The organism is Komagataeibacter rhaeticus, assembly GCF_011611525.1.
Taxonomy (GTDB): domain Bacteria; phylum Pseudomonadota; class Alphaproteobacteria; order Acetobacterales; family Acetobacteraceae; genus Komagataeibacter; species Komagataeibacter rhaeticus.
The window spans coordinates 689732-704372 of sequence record NZ_CP050139.1; the positions used below are offsets into that span (position 1 = coordinate 689732).

The window sequence follows — 14641 nt, forward strand, 5'->3', positions numbered from 1 at the left end:
CATGCGCCCCCCCATCCCCCGGCCCGTCCGTACCGGATGGCGGACCCGTGGCCGGGTGGCGGTGGCGGTATCGGCCCTGTGCCAGTGTCTGTGCCTGTGGCATGGCCCTGCCGGGGCCGCTCCCGTCATGGCGGCGCACCGGGCGGTGTATGACCTGACGCTGGTGGCCGTGAGCGGTGGGGATGTTGTGACGGCGGAGGGGAAACTGACCTTCGTGCTGTCGGACATGTGTACGGCCTGGTCCACCCAGCAGCAGCTGCACCTGCGCACGGTGGACCGCAACGGGACCGAATCGGTCAGCGATTCGGATTACGCGGTGCTGGAGGACAAGGACGGTTCATCCCTCGTCTTCCGCGCCGACCAGACGGAAAACGGCCACCCCGCCCCCCGCATGGCGGGCGAGGCCCATATGCGCCCCAGAGGGGGGGCCGGTTCCGTGCATTACACCGCCCCGGCACCGCATGACGTGGCGCTGCCCGCAGGCACGCTGTTCCCGGTGGCGCATACCGCCGCCGTGATCGCGGCGGGGCAGGCAGGGCAGGGGGAAATAGCGCCCATCCTGTTTGATGGCACGGTGGATAGTGGCGCACTGGGCACCTATGTGCTGCTGCTGGGCCGCGAGGCGCCCCCCGTCGCCACGTCCTTTCCCGCACTGGCGGACCTGCCGGCGCAGCGGGTGCATGTGGCCTATTACAACCTGGCCACACGCGACATGACGCCGCTGTTCGAGACCGGCATGCGCTATTTCACCAATGGCGTGGCCGACCGGGTGGATATGGATTTCGGCCAGTTCCGCATGGCGGGCACGTTGCGCGAACTCCGCCTGCCGCCTGTGCCGGGCCATTGCGCCACGCCACGGCTCAGGCCATAGCATCAGCCAGTGTAATGGCCAGCGGCACATGGTCCGAGGGCTGGGGCTTTCCCCGTTCATCGCGCGCGGGCAGGGCGGTCAGCAGCCGTTCGGCCACGCGCGGCGAGAGCAGGGCATGGTCGATCCGCAGCCCGCTGTCACGCTGCCAGGCGGCGGCCTGATAATCCCAGAACGTATAGAAGCGCCCGGCGGGGTGCAGGGCGCGCAGCGCGTCGGTCAGTCCCAGCCACAGCAGGCGGCGGAAGGCGGCGCGGCTTTCGGGGCGGACCAGCGCATCGGTGGGGGGCAGGGCGCCGGGGGCGCAGTCCTCATCGGTGGGGCAGACATTGTAGTCCCCCATCAGCACGAAATCCTGGCCCGCCTGAAGCAGGCCACGGGCATGAAGGGCCAGTGCCTCCATGAAGGCCAGCTTGGAGTCGTAGCCGGCACTGCCGCCGGAATTGCCATTGGGCAGGTACAGGTTGCCCACCACCAGCCCGCCCGTGCGGATCTCCACATAACGGGCCTGCGGGGGGGTGGTCTCCCAGCCGGGCAGGGCGGTGTGCGTGACCGTAAAGGGCTGGCGGGCCAGCATGGCCACGCCGTTATAGCTTTTCTGCCCGACAGCGGTGCATTCATATCCCGCCTTGCGGAACGCATCGGCGGGGAACAGGTCGGTGGCGCACTTGATTTCCTGCAGCGCCAGCACGTCCGGCTGTTCGCGGGCAAGGTAGTCCAGCACATGGTCACAGCGCTGGCGGATGGAATTGACGTTCCAGGTAACGAGTTTCATCATTCAACCGAAAAGCTGGTGCCACACCCGCATGATGACGCGGCATTGGGGTTGCGCACGGTAAAATGCGCGCCCATCAGGCTGTCATTGAAATCCAGCTCGGCACCGGCCAGCAGGTCCAGGCTGGCGGGGTCCACCAGCACCCGCGCCGTGCCGGCGGGGATGACGATGTCATCGGCGGCCACGCTGTGGTCCAGTGCGAATTTGTACTGGAACCCGTTGCATCCCCCCGCTTCCACCGCAACCCGCAGCGCGGGTTCGCCATCGGGGGCGGGGGGCTGTTCATCCAGGATTTCACGCAGGCGGCGCGCGGCCGATTCCGATACACGGAAGCCATCGGCGGCGGGGGCAGGGGGCTGGGACATCGGGCTTCACCATGGTCAATGCGGCGCGGCGGGGCGGGATCATGTTGGCCACGGGGCGCGCGCGGGTTATGGATGGAGGGCGGCCGCATCCCGTGCCGTCCCATCCATGGCTGGATCCTGATCTTATATGAGTACTGCACCCTATGCTGTCCAGCCCGCCACCGCCCGTGGCAGGCTTTACCCCGAAGCCGAGGCCCCGACCCGCAGCCCGTGGCAGCGCGACCGGGACCGGGTCCTGCATTCGGCGGGTTTCCGCACGCTTCAGTACAAGACGCAGGTATTTCTCAATCACGAGGGGGATTTCTTCCGTACGCGCCTGACCCACTCGCTGGAGGTGGCGCAGGTGGCCCGCTCCATAGCACGCCGGCTGGGGCTGGAGGAGGACCTGACCGAAGGGCTGGCGCTGGCCCATGACCTGGGCCACACCCCCTTTGGCCACGCGGGGGAGGACGCCCTGGCCGCCGCCATGAAGCCATGGGGCGGGTTTGACCACAATACCCAGTCCCTGCGGCTGGTTACATTGCTGGAGCGGCGGTATTTCGCCTTTGACGGGCTGAACCTGACATGGGAAATGCTGGAGGGACTGGCCAAGCATAATGGCCCGGTGGACCATCCCACCGCCTATCTGGCCCGGTATGCCGCCCGCCACCGGCTGGAACTGGGCAGCTATGCCTCCGCCGAGGCGCAGGTCGCGGCCCTGTCCGATGATATCGCCTATCATGCCCATGACCTGGATGACGGGCTGCGCGCGGGACTGCTGCATATCGAGGAACTCGAGACCCTGCCCGTGGTGCGTGAAGCCCTGGCCGAGGCCCGCCGCGCCCAGCATGAGGCAACGCATGACGGCGGCAATAACGACCCCCGCCTGCGCCATGAGACCATCCGCCGGGTCATCAACACGCTGGCCATGGACCTGATCCGCCAGACCCAGCGCAATCTGGAGCGCCTGGCGCCCCGCAGTGCGGATGACATCCGCCACGCGGCCCGTCCGGTCGTGGCCTACAGCCCGGAAATTGGCGCGGCCAATCTGGAAATCCGCAAATTCCTGTATGCCCGGCTGTACCGGCACTGGCGCGTCAACCGCATGGCGCGCAAGGCACGGCTTACGGTCGAATCGATCTTCACCATCCTTTCGGAAAACATGACCCTGTTGCCCGATGGCTGGCGCGAATCCGCCCTGGCCGCGCGTGACGCGGATGACATGGCGCGTGCGTGCCGCGTGGTGGCGGATTATATTGCCGGTATGACCGATCGCTGCGCGATGGAGGAATATCGACGGTTGACGGACCTGTCCTCGCCGGGGTGAAACACGCGCAGCACGCCTGTCCGCCCGCCGCCCCCTGGCCGGGCGATCCGGGCGGCCCATCCATGCCGGGCCACAGGGTCCGTTACTGTTTTTGTCGGGAAGCCAAGCCGCATGTCAGACTGTCTGTTCGCCCGTTACCTTACGCATGTGCGCGATGCGTTGCGCACGATCATGCCCGACCTGCCGGATGCGGCACTGGCACGGGTCGAGGTCACGCCCACCCGTGATCCCGCGCATGGTGATCTGGCGACCAATGCGGCCCTTGTCATTTCCAAGGCCGCCCGCCGCCGCCCGGCCGAGATCGCGGCCGGACTGGTCACCGCCCTTGCCACGGTTCCCGGCATCGCGCGGGCGGAGGTGGCGGGCCCCGGTTTCGTCAACATGCACCTGACCCCCGCCGTGTGGCAGGGCGTGGCCCGGGCCGTGCTGGCGGCGGGCGAGGGCTATGGCACCTCCACCGCCGGGAACGGGGTGAAGGTGAATGTGGAATATGTCTCCGCCAACCCCACGGGGCCGATGCATGTCGGCCACTGCCGGGGGGCCGTGGTGGGGGATGTGCTGGCCAACCTGCTGGCCAAGGCGGGCTATGCCGTCACCAAGGAATATTACATCAATGATGCCGGCGCGCAGGTGATCGCGCTGGCATGGGCCACCTACTGGCGCTACCTGCAGGCCCTTGGCACCAGCGTGAGCGAGGCGGAATTCGCGCAGTCCGTGCCCGGTGGCGCGATCCAGTACGGCGGCGACTACCTTGTGCCCGTAGGCCGGGCGCTGGCTGAAAGGCATGGTGACGCGCTGGCCGCCCCCGGCCTGCGGCCTGCCGAACCCGCGCTGTGGCTGGACACCGTGAAGACGGAAGCGGTCGATACCATGATGGGCATGATCCGCGAGGATCTGGCCGCCCTTGGCGTGCATCATGATGTCTTTACCAGCGAGGCGAAGATCCTGGCCGATGGCGAGACCGATCGCGCCATCGCGGCACTCGATGCCAAGGGCCTGATTTACGAAGGCGTGCTGGAACCGCCCAAGGGCAAGCTGCCCGATGACTGGGAAGCCCGGCCCCAGACCCTGTTCCGCTCCACCGAATTTGGCGATGACGTGGACCGCCCGCTGCGCAAGTCGGACGGGTCGAACACCTATTTCGCCAATGATATCGGCTACCATGCCGACAAGATCCGCCGCGGCGCCGATGTGCTGGTGGATGTGTGGGGCGCGGACCATGGCGGCTACGTCACCCGCATGAAGGCGGCCGTGGCCGCGCTGGCCACCGATGGCCGCCCCGTGCTGGACGTGCTTTTGTGCCAGATCGTGCGCATCGTGCGTGATGGGCAGCCGGTGCGCATGTCCAAGCGCGCGGGCACGTTCGTCACCCTGCGTGACCTGATTGACGAGGTGGGGCGTGACGCCGTGCGCTTTACCATGCTGACGCGCAAGGCCGATGCCCAGATGGAGTTCGATCTGGACCAGGTGGTGGCGCAGAGCCGCGACAACCCGGTCTTTTACGTGCAGTACGCCCATGCGCGCTGCCGTTCGGTGCTGCGTGCGGCGGCCGAAATGGTGGAAAAGGGCGTTTTTGATCTGTCCACCACCCCCGCCAGCCTGGGTGATGCCGACCTGTCCGGCCTGACATCGGATGCGGAGCTTGCCCTGCTCCGGCGCATGGCGCAGTGGCCCCGCATGGTTGAGTCGGCTGCCAGCGCGCATGAACCGCACCGGATTGCCTTCTATCTCAATGAACTGGCATCGGATTTCCATGCCCTGTGGAACCGGGGGCGTGATGATGCCACCCTGCGCTTCCTGCAGGAGCATGATGTAGCCACCACCCGCATGAAGCTCGCCCTTGTCGAGGCAACGGCAACCGTGCTGCGTTCGGGGATGAAAGTGCTCGGCGTGCAGCCGGTCGAGGAGATGCGATGAGTCCAGACGAAACGCCGCCCCCCGGCGGCACCCGCGATGACAGGCCGGACAACCCGCCCGCGCCCGATCCGTATGCCGAGCGCCCCAGGATCGTGCGTGAACGCATGGGGGCGGATTCCGACCCCGACCGCGAACAGCGCACCCCGATGGAGCCATCCGATGACATCCGTCCCGCCGCGTCCGCGCGGGGCAGGGGGGGCTTTGACATCAGGGGGCTGCTGGGCCGTGTGGCGGGCAGCAGCCTGCTGGGTGATGACCCGCTTACGCGCAGGCTGGTCTATGGTGCTGCGGGGCTTGGTGGCGTGCTGGTGGTGGCCATTGGCGGCTGGTCGCTGTTCGGGCACCATCAGGCCGGTATTCCCGTGCTGGGTCCGCCGCCGGGGCCGGTGCGCGTCAAGCCCGCCGATCCGGGCGGCATGCAGATACTGGGGGCGGCCGATGGCATGCCCGCCGATGGCGGTGTGATGCGTCTCTCCCCCCCGCCTGAACAGCCCCAGCCCGATGCCATGGCCCGCCAGTATGGCCAGACGGCCACGGGCGACGGGAATGGCGCCCCCCCCCCGGCAGGAAACGCGGCCGGTGCCCCGGCAGGCCCGCAGCCTGCGCCCGCGCAGCCTGCCGCCACAGCCGACGTGCCGGCCACCACACCGTCCGCCCCGCCCGCACCCGCCCAGCCGGTGCCACAGGAGGAGACGCAGGCGGATGCCCCGGCCCCCGAAGCCGCCGCCCCCGCGCCCCGGCACCTGCCGGCACCGGTGCCGCGCGCGGCCGGCAGCGCCGCTCAGGGCACGGGCGGCTATGGCGTGCAGCTTGCCGCCCTTGACACGCATGAGGCGGCGCTGAAAAGCTGGTCGCACCTGGCCGGCCGCTATCCCGACGTGTTCGGCTCCTACCAGCCCACCGTGGTGGAGGCGCAGCGCGGCGGCAAGACGTTCTATCGCCTGCGGGTCAAGGGACTGGGCAAGGCGCAGGCCACATCGCTGTGCGAGAAGGCAAAGGCGAAGGGCCTGCCGTGCGACCTGGTCCATTCCTGATCATCCCATGACACGCGACCACCCGCCACGGCCGGGGCCGGCAGGCGGGGGGGACGCATCCGCCGCCCCGGCCGCGCCAGCCTCGGCCCCCATCGTGCATCTGGAGGGGTTCGAGGGACCGATGGACCTGCTGCTGGAACTGGCCCGCGCGCAGAAGGTGGACCTGTGGCGCATCTCGATCCTGCAGCTGGTGGAGCAGTACCTGGCCGTGGTGCGCGCGGCACCCGGCGTGGTGCGGCTGGAACAGGCGGCGGACTGGCTGGTCATGGCGGCCTGGCTGGCGTGGCTCAAGTCGCGCCTGCTTCTGCCAGACGATGACGAGGAAGCCACCGATGCGGAGGAAGCCGCCGCCCTGCTGCATGAACGGCTGCTGGAACTGGAGCGCATGGTCCAGCTTGGCCGCTGGCTGGGTGCGCGCGCGCAGCTGGGGTTTGATGTGTTCGAGCGTGGTCAGGCGGAAAGCCTGGTGGCGGTTGACCGTTCGGGCCTTGCGGTTGACGTGCCGCAGCTCATGCGCGGTTACATGGCGGCCATGCGCAGGCGGGCGCGCCGCCATGTCTACCAGCCGCGCGTGCTGCGCTTCTGGACCGTGCAGGACGCGCTGGGCCGCCTTGGGCGGATGCTGGGCACGCACGATGCGCGGGCGCGGTGGTGCGGGCTGGAGCATTTCCTGCCCCCCGCCCTGCCGCCCCAGCCCGACATGACGGACACCATGGTGCGGACCGGCCGCCGGGCCGCCGTGGCCGGTACCCTGCTGGCCAGTCTGGAAATGGCGCGCAACGGCACGATCGAACTCCAGCAGGACGAGCAGTTCGGCCGTATCCTGCTGCGTGAGCGCATGGATGGGAAGAGACACGGACACAACCCGGAGAGGACATGGCCCGATGACAGATGAGCCGCAGCCCGACCTGCTACCCGATGATATGCCTGTGCCGCCGGTATCGGTGCGCGCGTTCTCGCTGCGGCTGGTCGAGGCGCTGATCTTTGCCCGTTCCGACCCGCTGAGCACGCGCGCCATAGCCGAGGTCCTGACCGCGCAGGGCGGCATCCCGCATGATGTCACGGACCGTGACGCCTATGTCACCGCCACCCTTTCGGCACTTGGGGCGCAGTATGCCGGGCGTGGCGTGGTACTGGCGGAGGTGGCGGGGGGCTGGCAGTTCCGCACCGCGCCCGACCTGGCCCCGCGCCTGACCCGCGTCATGCCGCGCCCGCGCAGGCTTGCGCGCTCGACCATGGAAACACTGGCCATCATCGCCTATCATCAGCCCTGCACCCGTGCCGAGATCGAGGAAATCCGTGGCGTGAGCCTGAGCCAGCAGGTGCTGGACACCCTGCTGGAAGCGGAGCTGATCGTGCCGCTGGGCCGCAAGGAGGTGCCGGGGCGGCCCATCCTGTGGGGTACGTCGGCGGGGTTCCTGCGGCATTTCGGGCTGAAGGACCTGGGTGACCTGCCCCGGCGCGAGGAACTGCTGGTGGATGTGCCCGATACCGGCCCGGTTCCCGGCATGCCGGTGGCGGAGGGGCTGCCGCCAGAGGGAAGCGTGCCAGAGGGGAGCCTGCCAGAGGGGCGCATGCCAGGGCAGGATGCGCCGGAATGGGATGTGCCGGAACGGGATGCGCCTGAAGGGAATCCAGCAGGGAAGCCGGCAGGGGACGGCATGGCGGAGCGGGCGGAGTCCGCCGCACTGGACCCCGATGCGCCGGACGAGGTTCCTGACCCGCCCGCGTCGTGATAGGTGTGCGGGACGATATGGTGGTATGCGGGCCTGCGCGGGCGGATGGGCGGCCGCGCGGTGGGGAAGGAAACTGGTCATGTTCGATTTCGCGTGGTCTGAATTTGCCCTGATCGGGGTGGTGGGCCTGCTCCTGATCGGACCAAAGGACATGCCGGTCGCCATCCGCACGGTCACCGGGCTGATCAAGAAGGCGCGGGGGCTTGCAACCGAATTCCAGTCCCATGTGGATGAAATGGTGCGCGAGGCCGACCTGACGGAAGCCCGTGACCAGCTGGGCCAGCTCCGGCGGATGAACGTGCGTGACAGGATCATGGACACGATCGACCGTGATGGCGCATTGCGACGCTCGCTGGATGATACGCGGCAGGTGGCGGGCTCCGCCCTGTCCACTGCCGTCACGCCGCCACCGGCGGCCGATGCGCTGCCCGAACAGAAAATTCCCGCGCGCCATTACATTCCGCCCCTTGCCCGGCCCGATCCGCATGCGGAGGGGGTGGATGTGGCGGATGCCCCGGCCTTCCTGCCGCCGCGCACGGCCCGCCGCATTGCCGCCGAACTGCCCGCCCTGACCCCGCCCGCCTTCCTGCCGCCGGTGCGTGTCATCCATCGGGGGCAGCGTGTTTCCGTGACCGATGGCGGGCGGGAATAAGACCAAGATGGATGCAGGAGACGAGACCCTGAAGCCCGATGATTCGATCAACGACCAGCCCATGCCGCTGCTTGAGCACCTGGTCGAATTGCGGCGCAGGCTGCTGTGGTCCATGGCGTCGTTCGTGGTGTGCTTTGCCGTCTGTTACTATTATTCGGAACAGATCTACTTCTTCCTGGCCAGGCCGCTGGGCGACATCATGCGCCAGAAGGGCGAACAGCCACACCTGATCTATACCGCGCTGTACGAAGCCTTCTTCACCTACATGAAGGTGGCCTTCTTCGGTGCGGCCTGCCTGTCGTTTCCCATGGTGGCGGTGCAGGCGTGGATCTTCATCGCACCGGGGCTGTACCGTAGCGAGAAGCGGGCCTTTGCCCCGTTCCTTGTGGCCACCCCCATCATGTTCGCGATCGGTGCGGCGCTGGCCTATTATTTCATCTTCCCCGCCGCGTGGAAGTTCTTCCTGTCGTTCCAGACGGCGGACGGACAGGACGGCTTGCAGATCGAACTGCAGGCCAAGGTGTCGGAATATCTTTCGCTGGTGATGAAGCTGATCATGGCGTTCGGCATGGCGTTCGAACTGCCGGTGGTGCTGACCCTCATGGCGCGGGTGGGGCTGGTGACGTCAAAGGGGCTGGCGCGCGTGCGGCGCTATGCCTATGTGGGCGCGTTCGTGGCCGCCGCCATCCTAACCCCGCCCGACGTGATTACCCAGACCGGGCTGGCCGTGCCGCTGATCGGGCTGTACGAAATATCCATTCTCTGCGCCCGCCTTGTCGAGCCGCGCACCCCGCCTGAAGACACCGAGGAGACCACCTGATGCATGACCTGCGTGCCCTTCGCGCCGATCCTGACGGTTTTGATGCTGACCTGAAGCGGCGGGGCGAGCCTGCCGTGGCGCAGGCCGTATTGCTGCTGGATCATGACCGCCGCGCCGCTGAAACCGCGCTGCAGGAACTGCAGGCGCGGCGCAACCAGATTTCCCGGGAAATCGGGGCCATGCGCCGATCCGGTGCGGACACGTCCGCGCTGGAAGCCGAGGTGACCGGCGCCAAGGCCCATATGGAGGCACTGCAGGCCCGCGTTGATGATCTGGATGGCCAGATCCGTGGCACGCTGGAACGCCTGCCCAACCGGCTGGATGAAAGCGTGCCCGCAGGCGCGGATGAGAGCGGCAACGTGCAGGTGCACCAGCACGGCACGCCGCCCGAATTCGCCTTTGCCGCGCGCGAGCATTTCGAGCTGGGCGAAGCGCTTGGCCTGATGGATTTCGAGACCGCATCCCGCCTGTCGGGCGCGCGGTTCGTGGTGCTGCGCGGTCAGCTTGCGCGCATGGAGCGGGCGCTGGGCCAGTTCATGCTGGACCTGCACACGGGTGAAAACGGGTACGAGGAAACCGCCGTGCCCGTGCTGGTCAATAACGAGGCGATGTATGGCACGGACAAGCTGCCCAAATTCGCCGACCAGTCCTTCCGCACCGAAGATGGCCGCTGGCTGATCCCCACGGCGGAGGTACCGCTGACCGCCAGCGTCGCGGGGCAGATCCTGCCCGTGGGCGTGCTGCCGCAGCGTCTGGTTGCCCTGTCTTCCTGCTTCCGTAGCGAGGCGGGGGCGGCAGGGCGCGATACACGCGGCATGCTGCGCCAGCACCAGTTCCAGAAGGTGGAGATGGTCAGCATCACCACGCCGGAGGAAAGTGACGCCGAGCACGAGCGCATGACCCGCTGCGCGGAAATGGTGCTGGAAAAGCTGGGCATTCCCTACCGCCGCATGCTGCTGTGCGCGGGCGATACCGGCTTTGGCGCGGCCAGGACGTTTGACCTTGAGGCATGGCTGCCGGGGCAGAAGGCGTGGCGTGAGATCTCGTCATGCTCCACCACGCGCGATTTCCAGGCCCGGCGCCTGAATGCCCGCTATCGCGCGGCCGATGGCAAGCCTGCCTTTGTCCATACCCTGAACGGGTCGGGCCTTGCCGTGGGCCGCACGCTGATTGCGGTCATGGAGAATTACCAGACCGCGGACGGCAGCATTACGGTGCCGGATGTGCTGCGACCCTATATGGGCGGCATTGAAGTCATTCGTAGCGCATAAACATCAGCCCACGAAATGGGTGGAAAACCCAAGGACGTTTCTGGTGAAGCTTTTTTCAAAAAGCTTCAGGGAACGCCGCCTTTTTGAAAAAAGGCGGCACCCGAAAACGTTCATTCCTTATCAACAGGTTATCTAAATCCCGTTCAGCGCCCCTTGCGGTGGGGGCGCTTGCCCTTTGGCGGGCCGCCCCCATCGCGGCCGCGGCGTCCGGGCGGGCTGGCGCGGCTGTCCGGGCGGAAGGGGGATGCATTGGGTGCGCGGGCGCGGATGCTCTGCTGGCGCAGCACGTCCTCGATCCATTCATCAAGGCGCGCGGTGGTTCCCTCGGCTTCCTCACGGTTGACATAGGTCTCGGGGAAGCGCAGCGCCAGCCACCGCCAGGCCACCAGCCGCTTGTGGCGCTTTTCGGCCCGTTCCAGTTCCGTGCGCTCGGCGCGTTCGGCGGCGGGCAGGCGGCCCGTGCCCGGGGGCGGCACGGTATTGCCCGCGGCGTGGTCCGCCGCCCAGTGCACCAGGCGCTGGATGCCGTTGTCGCGGTCATCGACCGGGCACATGGCGTAAACCCAGCGCTGGGCCAGCGTCAGGTCGGGAACACCTTCCAGTGCGGTGGCAATGGCAAAGGCCTGTTCCATGTTGGCCAGCCGGTAATTGGGGTCATCGCGCCGCAGCACCGCGCGGCGGATGCGCACCAGAACGCCAAACAGGCTGTCCGACCCGATCTCGGCCGCCACGGCCTGCACGATGTCGGCATCCGGCTGCACCTGCGGGCGCATATCCTCGATTGGCTGCGGGGGGGCCGCCAGCATGGCATGGATGAAGGACGGGCTGCCCACCCCTTCCAGCACGGCCACCACACCCTGTTCATGCTTGCCAAAGCGCCCGGCCCGGCCGCCGATCTGCTTGACTTCCTGCGGGTTGAGGTCGCGCGTCTGGTTGCCGTCATATTTGCGCAGGGCGGCAAAGACCACGCGGCGGATGGTCAGGTTCAGCCCCATGCCGATGGCATCGGTTGCGATCAGGATGTCGGCATCGCCATTGTTGAAGCGCTGCGCCTCCGCCCGGCGGACTTCGGGGCTGAGCGCGCCATACACCACCGCCACCCGCTTGCCGTGCGCCAGCAGCAGGGCGCGCAGGTCCAGTACCTCACGGCGCGAGAAGGCGATCAGCGCATCGTGCTTCTGCAGTTCATGCAGGCTGACCGCGCGTTCGGCGGCGACCAGCGGGCTCTTGCGCTCCAGACGGATCTCGTCGATCGGGTCGCCGCACAGTTCGGCAATGCGCCGGACCATGGGAATGCAGTCCGGCGCCCCCAGAATGAACAGGTGCCGCGCCGGCGCGCCCATGATGGCCGCCGTCCACGCCGCCCCCCGGTCGGGGTCGGTCAGCATCTGGGCTTCGTCAATGATGGCCACATCGACCGGGTTGTTGAGCGGGCACATTTCCACGGTCGCGGCCAGGTGGCGGCTGCCGGGCACGTCGATGCGTTCCTCTCCCGTGGCGAGCGAGGTCGGCACGCCGCGCGCGGTCAGCGACTCGCGGAACTCATGGGCCAGCAGCCGCAGCGGCGCCAGCGCCAGCCCGCTTTCGGCCCGCGCCAGCGCGTCCAGTGCCGTGTGGGACTTGCCGCTGTTGGTCGGCCCCGTGACCAGCGTGATCCGGCGCTTCAGCGCGCGCGCGGTGCGGAAATGGGCGGCATAGCGGTCAAGGGCCGCGACCTGGGCTATGACGGCGTTGCCGATGCGCTGGTTGCCCAGGTCGGGGGCCAGTGGTGCCCGGCCCGGCCCCTGCGGGCCCTCCCTGCGCCACTGGGGCAGGTTCTGGCGCAGGGCCATAAGCTCGCCGGGATCGAACTCCCAGCGTTCCTGCCCGCCTGCCTGCGGCACGCGGCGGGCGACGGGCAGGCGGTTTTCGGCAATCCAGCGCAGCGCCTCACGCTGGGAGCAGCGCAGCAGGCCGGGCACGTCGCTGAAGGGGACAAGGCTTTTTTCCCACTCCCGCAGGCGCAGGACTTCCTCGCGCCGGCGGGTGCGCGCCGTCTCCTCTATGCGGGCATCGCGGTCCTTGCGGCTGGTGTCCTCGCGCTCCAGTTCGGTGGCGAAGGCTTCGGGGTCGGCCACGGCAAAGGCATCGGCCACGGCCAGCGCCAGGGTGCGGATCTCGGTGGGTGCAAGGGTGCGGCCCGTGCCGTCAAACAGGTCGCCGCGCACATTGTCCATGGCGGCGCGGGGCGTGTCGCCCTGCGCGCGCAGCTTTTCGCGCAGGACGGGGGTAAGGGCGGCCAGCAGGCGGGCATCATCGGGTTCGGGGTCATCCACCGTCATGGCGGCGGCTTCGGTATCCGCGCGCGTAACCCATACCTGCCCTGCACGGCGCGTAAGGTCCATGAGGCGCGACCCCCACGGCTTGCGGCGCACGGTGCACAGGGCGGCGCGGAAGGCGGCATCGTCTATCCGCTGGGCACCGGGGGGCAGCATGCGGGCGATCACGCGCTCCAGCTTGGGGCGTTCGCGGGTTTCAACATGCAGCCCGGTTGCGGCAATCGCCGCGTCCAGCGCCAGCAGGGCAGGGGCGGCCCGGTCGGGGAATTCAGAAGTCATACTGCCTATGTGCGTCATCCGGGCTGCGGGGACAATGGACATCAGTACTTGCATCCGCAGGGGAAATCATTGAATAGAAGCCCGCATCGTACGCATGTGACGTGACATGAGCGCCCCGGAATGGGCATTGTGCGGTGAATTCAGCTTCCCGTGGCGCGAGATATGTTTGTTTGTGCTGGAATTCCACGCTGTGGATGGCCTAGACATGCCCGCCTGAGCGATATCGTTGTGGGGCGCATGTTTCAGGAAGTCCTGGGTCTGCGTCATATCCAGCCGGGAGAGTGATAACCAGATGTCCGATACGTTGATTGTGCCAACCGCTGAGACCATGCTCACCGGCCTTGCCCCGGTAGAGGGGCAGGCAGGCGTGTTCCATCTTGCCGAACCGACCAAGGAATACGGCCACCTGAACGCGGAGACCGTGCTGTCCGTCCATCACTGGACCGACCGGCTGTTCAGCTTCACCACCACGCGCGACCCGGCCCTGCGCTTCGAGAACGGCCAGTTCACGATGATCGGCATCGAGGTCGAGGGCAAGCCGCTGCTGCGTGCCTACAGCATTGCCAGCGCGAATTACGAGGACCACCTCGAATTCCTGTCCATCGCCGTGCCCGATGGTCCGCTCACCTCCCGCCTGCGCCACGTCAAGGTGGGGGACAAGGTGCTGATCGGCCGCAAGCCCGTCGGCACCCTGCTGCTGGACAACCTGCGTCCGGGCCGCAACCTGTATTTCCTGTCCACCGGCACGGGGCTTGCGCCCTTCATGAGCCTGATCAAGGACCCGGAATGCTATGAGCGTTACGAGCACGTGATCCTGAGCCACACGGTGCGCATCTCGGGTGAGCTGGCCTATGCCAACCACATCCGCCACGAACTGCCCGAGCACGAGTTCCTGGGCGAGGACGTGAAGGGCAAGCTGTTGTACTACCCCGCCGTGACGCGCGAAGCCTTTGCCGTGACCGACCGCATCACCAGGCTGATCGAGACGGGCAAGATCTTTACCGACCTGAACATCCCGGCGCTCGACCCCGAGCATGACCGTGTCATGATCTGCGGTTCGCCCGAAATGCTGGCCGATACGGAAAAGCTGCTGCAGGACCGTGGCTTTGACGAGGGGAACAACTCCCACCCCGGCGCCTATGTGGTGGAAAAGGCGTTCGCTGAACGCTGATCCCGCCCGCGCCCCCGGCCATGCTGCATGGCCGGGGTTTTTTATTGGCCCCGCCCCATAGCGCGGCGGGATGGCCGGAGTGACGCCTGTCCTTGCCGTCTTTCCGGCCCAGACAGGATGCACAACCGG

At 67.6% G+C, this 14641-nt stretch carries 13 protein-coding genes; 10 read left to right on the forward strand and 3 right to left on the reverse strand.

The annotated features are described in order from the left end of the window. Position 1 precedes the first annotated feature (1 nt). Positions 2 to 871, forward strand: a complete 870-nt coding sequence (locus GWK63_RS03230) for an EipB family protein (RefSeq protein ID WP_083824474.1) — start codon at positions 2 to 4, stop codon at positions 869 to 871. On the opposite strand, the gene GWK63_RS03235 is transcribed toward GWK63_RS03230, so the two are convergent. Further along, on the reverse strand, positions 861 to 1646 hold the full coding sequence (locus tag GWK63_RS03235; protein ID WP_007399089.1) for an exodeoxyribonuclease III: 786 nt from the start codon (positions 1644 to 1646) through the stop codon (positions 861 to 863). The genes GWK63_RS03230 and GWK63_RS03235 overlap by 11 nt on opposite strands. Next, positions 1643 to 2008: a HesB/IscA family protein gene (locus tag GWK63_RS03240; RefSeq protein WP_034929092.1), complete on the reverse strand. Its 366-nt coding sequence runs from the start codon at positions 2006 to 2008 to the stop codon at positions 1643 to 1645. The genes GWK63_RS03235 and GWK63_RS03240 overlap by 4 nt, the downstream gene beginning before the upstream one ends. 127 nt (positions 2009 to 2135) lie before the next feature. Here GWK63_RS03240 and GWK63_RS03245 point away from each other — a divergent pair, with 127 nt between their 5' ends. The 8 genes from GWK63_RS03245 to serS all read left to right on the forward strand — a co-directional run bounded on the left by GWK63_RS03245 (position 2136) and on the right by serS (position 10744). Further along, complete coding sequence (locus GWK63_RS03245) at positions 2136 to 3314, forward strand: deoxyguanosinetriphosphate triphosphohydrolase (RefSeq protein ID WP_007399092.1); 1179 nt, start codon at positions 2136 to 2138, stop codon at positions 3312 to 3314. A gap of 111 nt (positions 3315 to 3425) precedes the next feature. Continuing rightward, a complete protein-coding gene (gene argS / locus GWK63_RS03250) occupies positions 3426 to 5231 on the forward strand; it encodes an arginine--tRNA ligase (protein ID WP_007399093.1) in 1806 nt (601 codons plus the stop codon). After that, the gene (locus GWK63_RS03255) at positions 5228 to 6265 is read left to right on the forward strand and encodes an SPOR domain-containing protein (protein WP_099963266.1); all 1038 of its coding nucleotides are present in this window, start codon (positions 5228 to 5230) and stop codon (positions 6263 to 6265) included. The genes argS and GWK63_RS03255 overlap by 4 nt, the downstream gene beginning before the upstream one ends. Before the next feature lie 7 nt (positions 6266 to 6272). Beyond that, the gene (locus GWK63_RS03260) at positions 6273 to 7160 is read left to right on the forward strand and encodes a segregation and condensation protein A (protein WP_007399095.1); all 888 of its coding nucleotides are present in this window, start codon (positions 6273 to 6275) and stop codon (positions 7158 to 7160) included. Beyond that, positions 7150 to 8001, forward strand: a complete 852-nt coding sequence (gene scpB, locus GWK63_RS03265; RefSeq protein WP_007399096.1) for an SMC-Scp complex subunit ScpB — start codon at positions 7150 to 7152, stop codon at positions 7999 to 8001. Before GWK63_RS03260 ends, scpB begins: the two co-directional genes overlap by 11 nt. Before the next feature lie 79 nt (positions 8002 to 8080). Then, on the forward strand, positions 8081 to 8653 hold the full coding sequence (gene tatB, locus GWK63_RS03270) for a Sec-independent protein translocase protein TatB (protein WP_007399097.1): 573 nt from the start codon (positions 8081 to 8083) through the stop codon (positions 8651 to 8653). 7 nt (positions 8654 to 8660) lie between these two features. Then, positions 8661 to 9473, forward strand: a complete 813-nt coding sequence (gene tatC, locus GWK63_RS03275; RefSeq protein WP_034929332.1) for a twin-arginine translocase subunit TatC — start codon at positions 8661 to 8663, stop codon at positions 9471 to 9473. Beyond that, on the forward strand, positions 9473 to 10744 hold the full coding sequence (gene serS / locus GWK63_RS03280) for a serine--tRNA ligase (protein ID WP_007399099.1): 1272 nt from the start codon (positions 9473 to 9475) through the stop codon (positions 10742 to 10744). Before tatC ends, serS begins: the two co-directional genes overlap by 1 nt. Positions 10745 to 10887: 143 nt before the next feature. Here the strand turns inward: serS and GWK63_RS03285 are convergent, their stop codons facing one another. Then, positions 10888 to 13341, reverse strand: coding sequence for a helicase-related protein (locus tag GWK63_RS03285; protein WP_007399101.1), 2454 nt, complete (start codon positions 13339 to 13341; stop codon positions 10888 to 10890). A 292-nt stretch (positions 13342 to 13633) separates the two neighbouring features. Here GWK63_RS03285 and GWK63_RS03290 point away from each other — a divergent pair, with 292 nt between their 5' ends. Beyond that, the gene (locus tag GWK63_RS03290) at positions 13634 to 14512 is read left to right on the forward strand and encodes a ferredoxin--NADP reductase (RefSeq protein ID WP_034929117.1); all 879 of its coding nucleotides are present in this window, start codon (positions 13634 to 13636) and stop codon (positions 14510 to 14512) included. The last annotated feature ends 129 nt before the right edge of the window (positions 14513 to 14641 follow it).

Excerpts from the sequence above, each read along its gene's own strand:
- GWK63_RS03230 (WP_083824474.1), top strand. The coding sequence starts at position 2 with ATGCGCCCCCCCATCCCCCGGCCCGTCCGTACCGGATGGCGGACCCGT.
- GWK63_RS03235 (WP_007399089.1), bottom strand. The coding sequence starts at position 1,646 with ATGATGAAACTCGTTACCTGGAACGTCAATTCCATCCGCCAGCGCTGT.
- GWK63_RS03240 (WP_034929092.1), bottom strand. The coding sequence starts at position 2,008 with ATGTCCCAGCCCCCTGCCCCCGCCGCCGATGGCTTCCGTGTATCGGAA.
- GWK63_RS03245 (WP_007399092.1), top strand. The coding sequence starts at position 2,136 with ATGAGTACTGCACCCTATGCTGTCCAGCCCGCCACCGCCCGTGGCAGG.
- argS (WP_007399093.1), top strand. The coding sequence starts at position 3,426 with ATGTCAGACTGTCTGTTCGCCCGTTACCTTACGCATGTGCGCGATGCG.
- GWK63_RS03255 (WP_099963266.1), top strand. The coding sequence starts at position 5,228 with ATGAGTCCAGACGAAACGCCGCCCCCCGGCGGCACCCGCGATGACAGG.
- GWK63_RS03260 (WP_007399095.1), top strand. The coding sequence starts at position 6,273 with ATGACACGCGACCACCCGCCACGGCCGGGGCCGGCAGGCGGGGGGGAC.
- scpB (WP_007399096.1), top strand. The coding sequence starts at position 7,150 with ATGACAGATGAGCCGCAGCCCGACCTGCTACCCGATGATATGCCTGTG.
- tatB (WP_007399097.1), top strand. The coding sequence starts at position 8,081 with ATGTTCGATTTCGCGTGGTCTGAATTTGCCCTGATCGGGGTGGTGGGC.
- tatC (WP_034929332.1), top strand. The coding sequence starts at position 8,661 with ATGGATGCAGGAGACGAGACCCTGAAGCCCGATGATTCGATCAACGAC.
- serS (WP_007399099.1), top strand. The coding sequence starts at position 9,473 with ATGCATGACCTGCGTGCCCTTCGCGCCGATCCTGACGGTTTTGATGCT.
- GWK63_RS03285 (WP_007399101.1), bottom strand. The coding sequence starts at position 13,341 with ATGACTTCTGAATTCCCCGACCGGGCCGCCCCTGCCCTGCTGGCGCTG.
- GWK63_RS03290 (WP_034929117.1), top strand. The coding sequence starts at position 13,634 with ATGTCCGATACGTTGATTGTGCCAACCGCTGAGACCATGCTCACCGGC.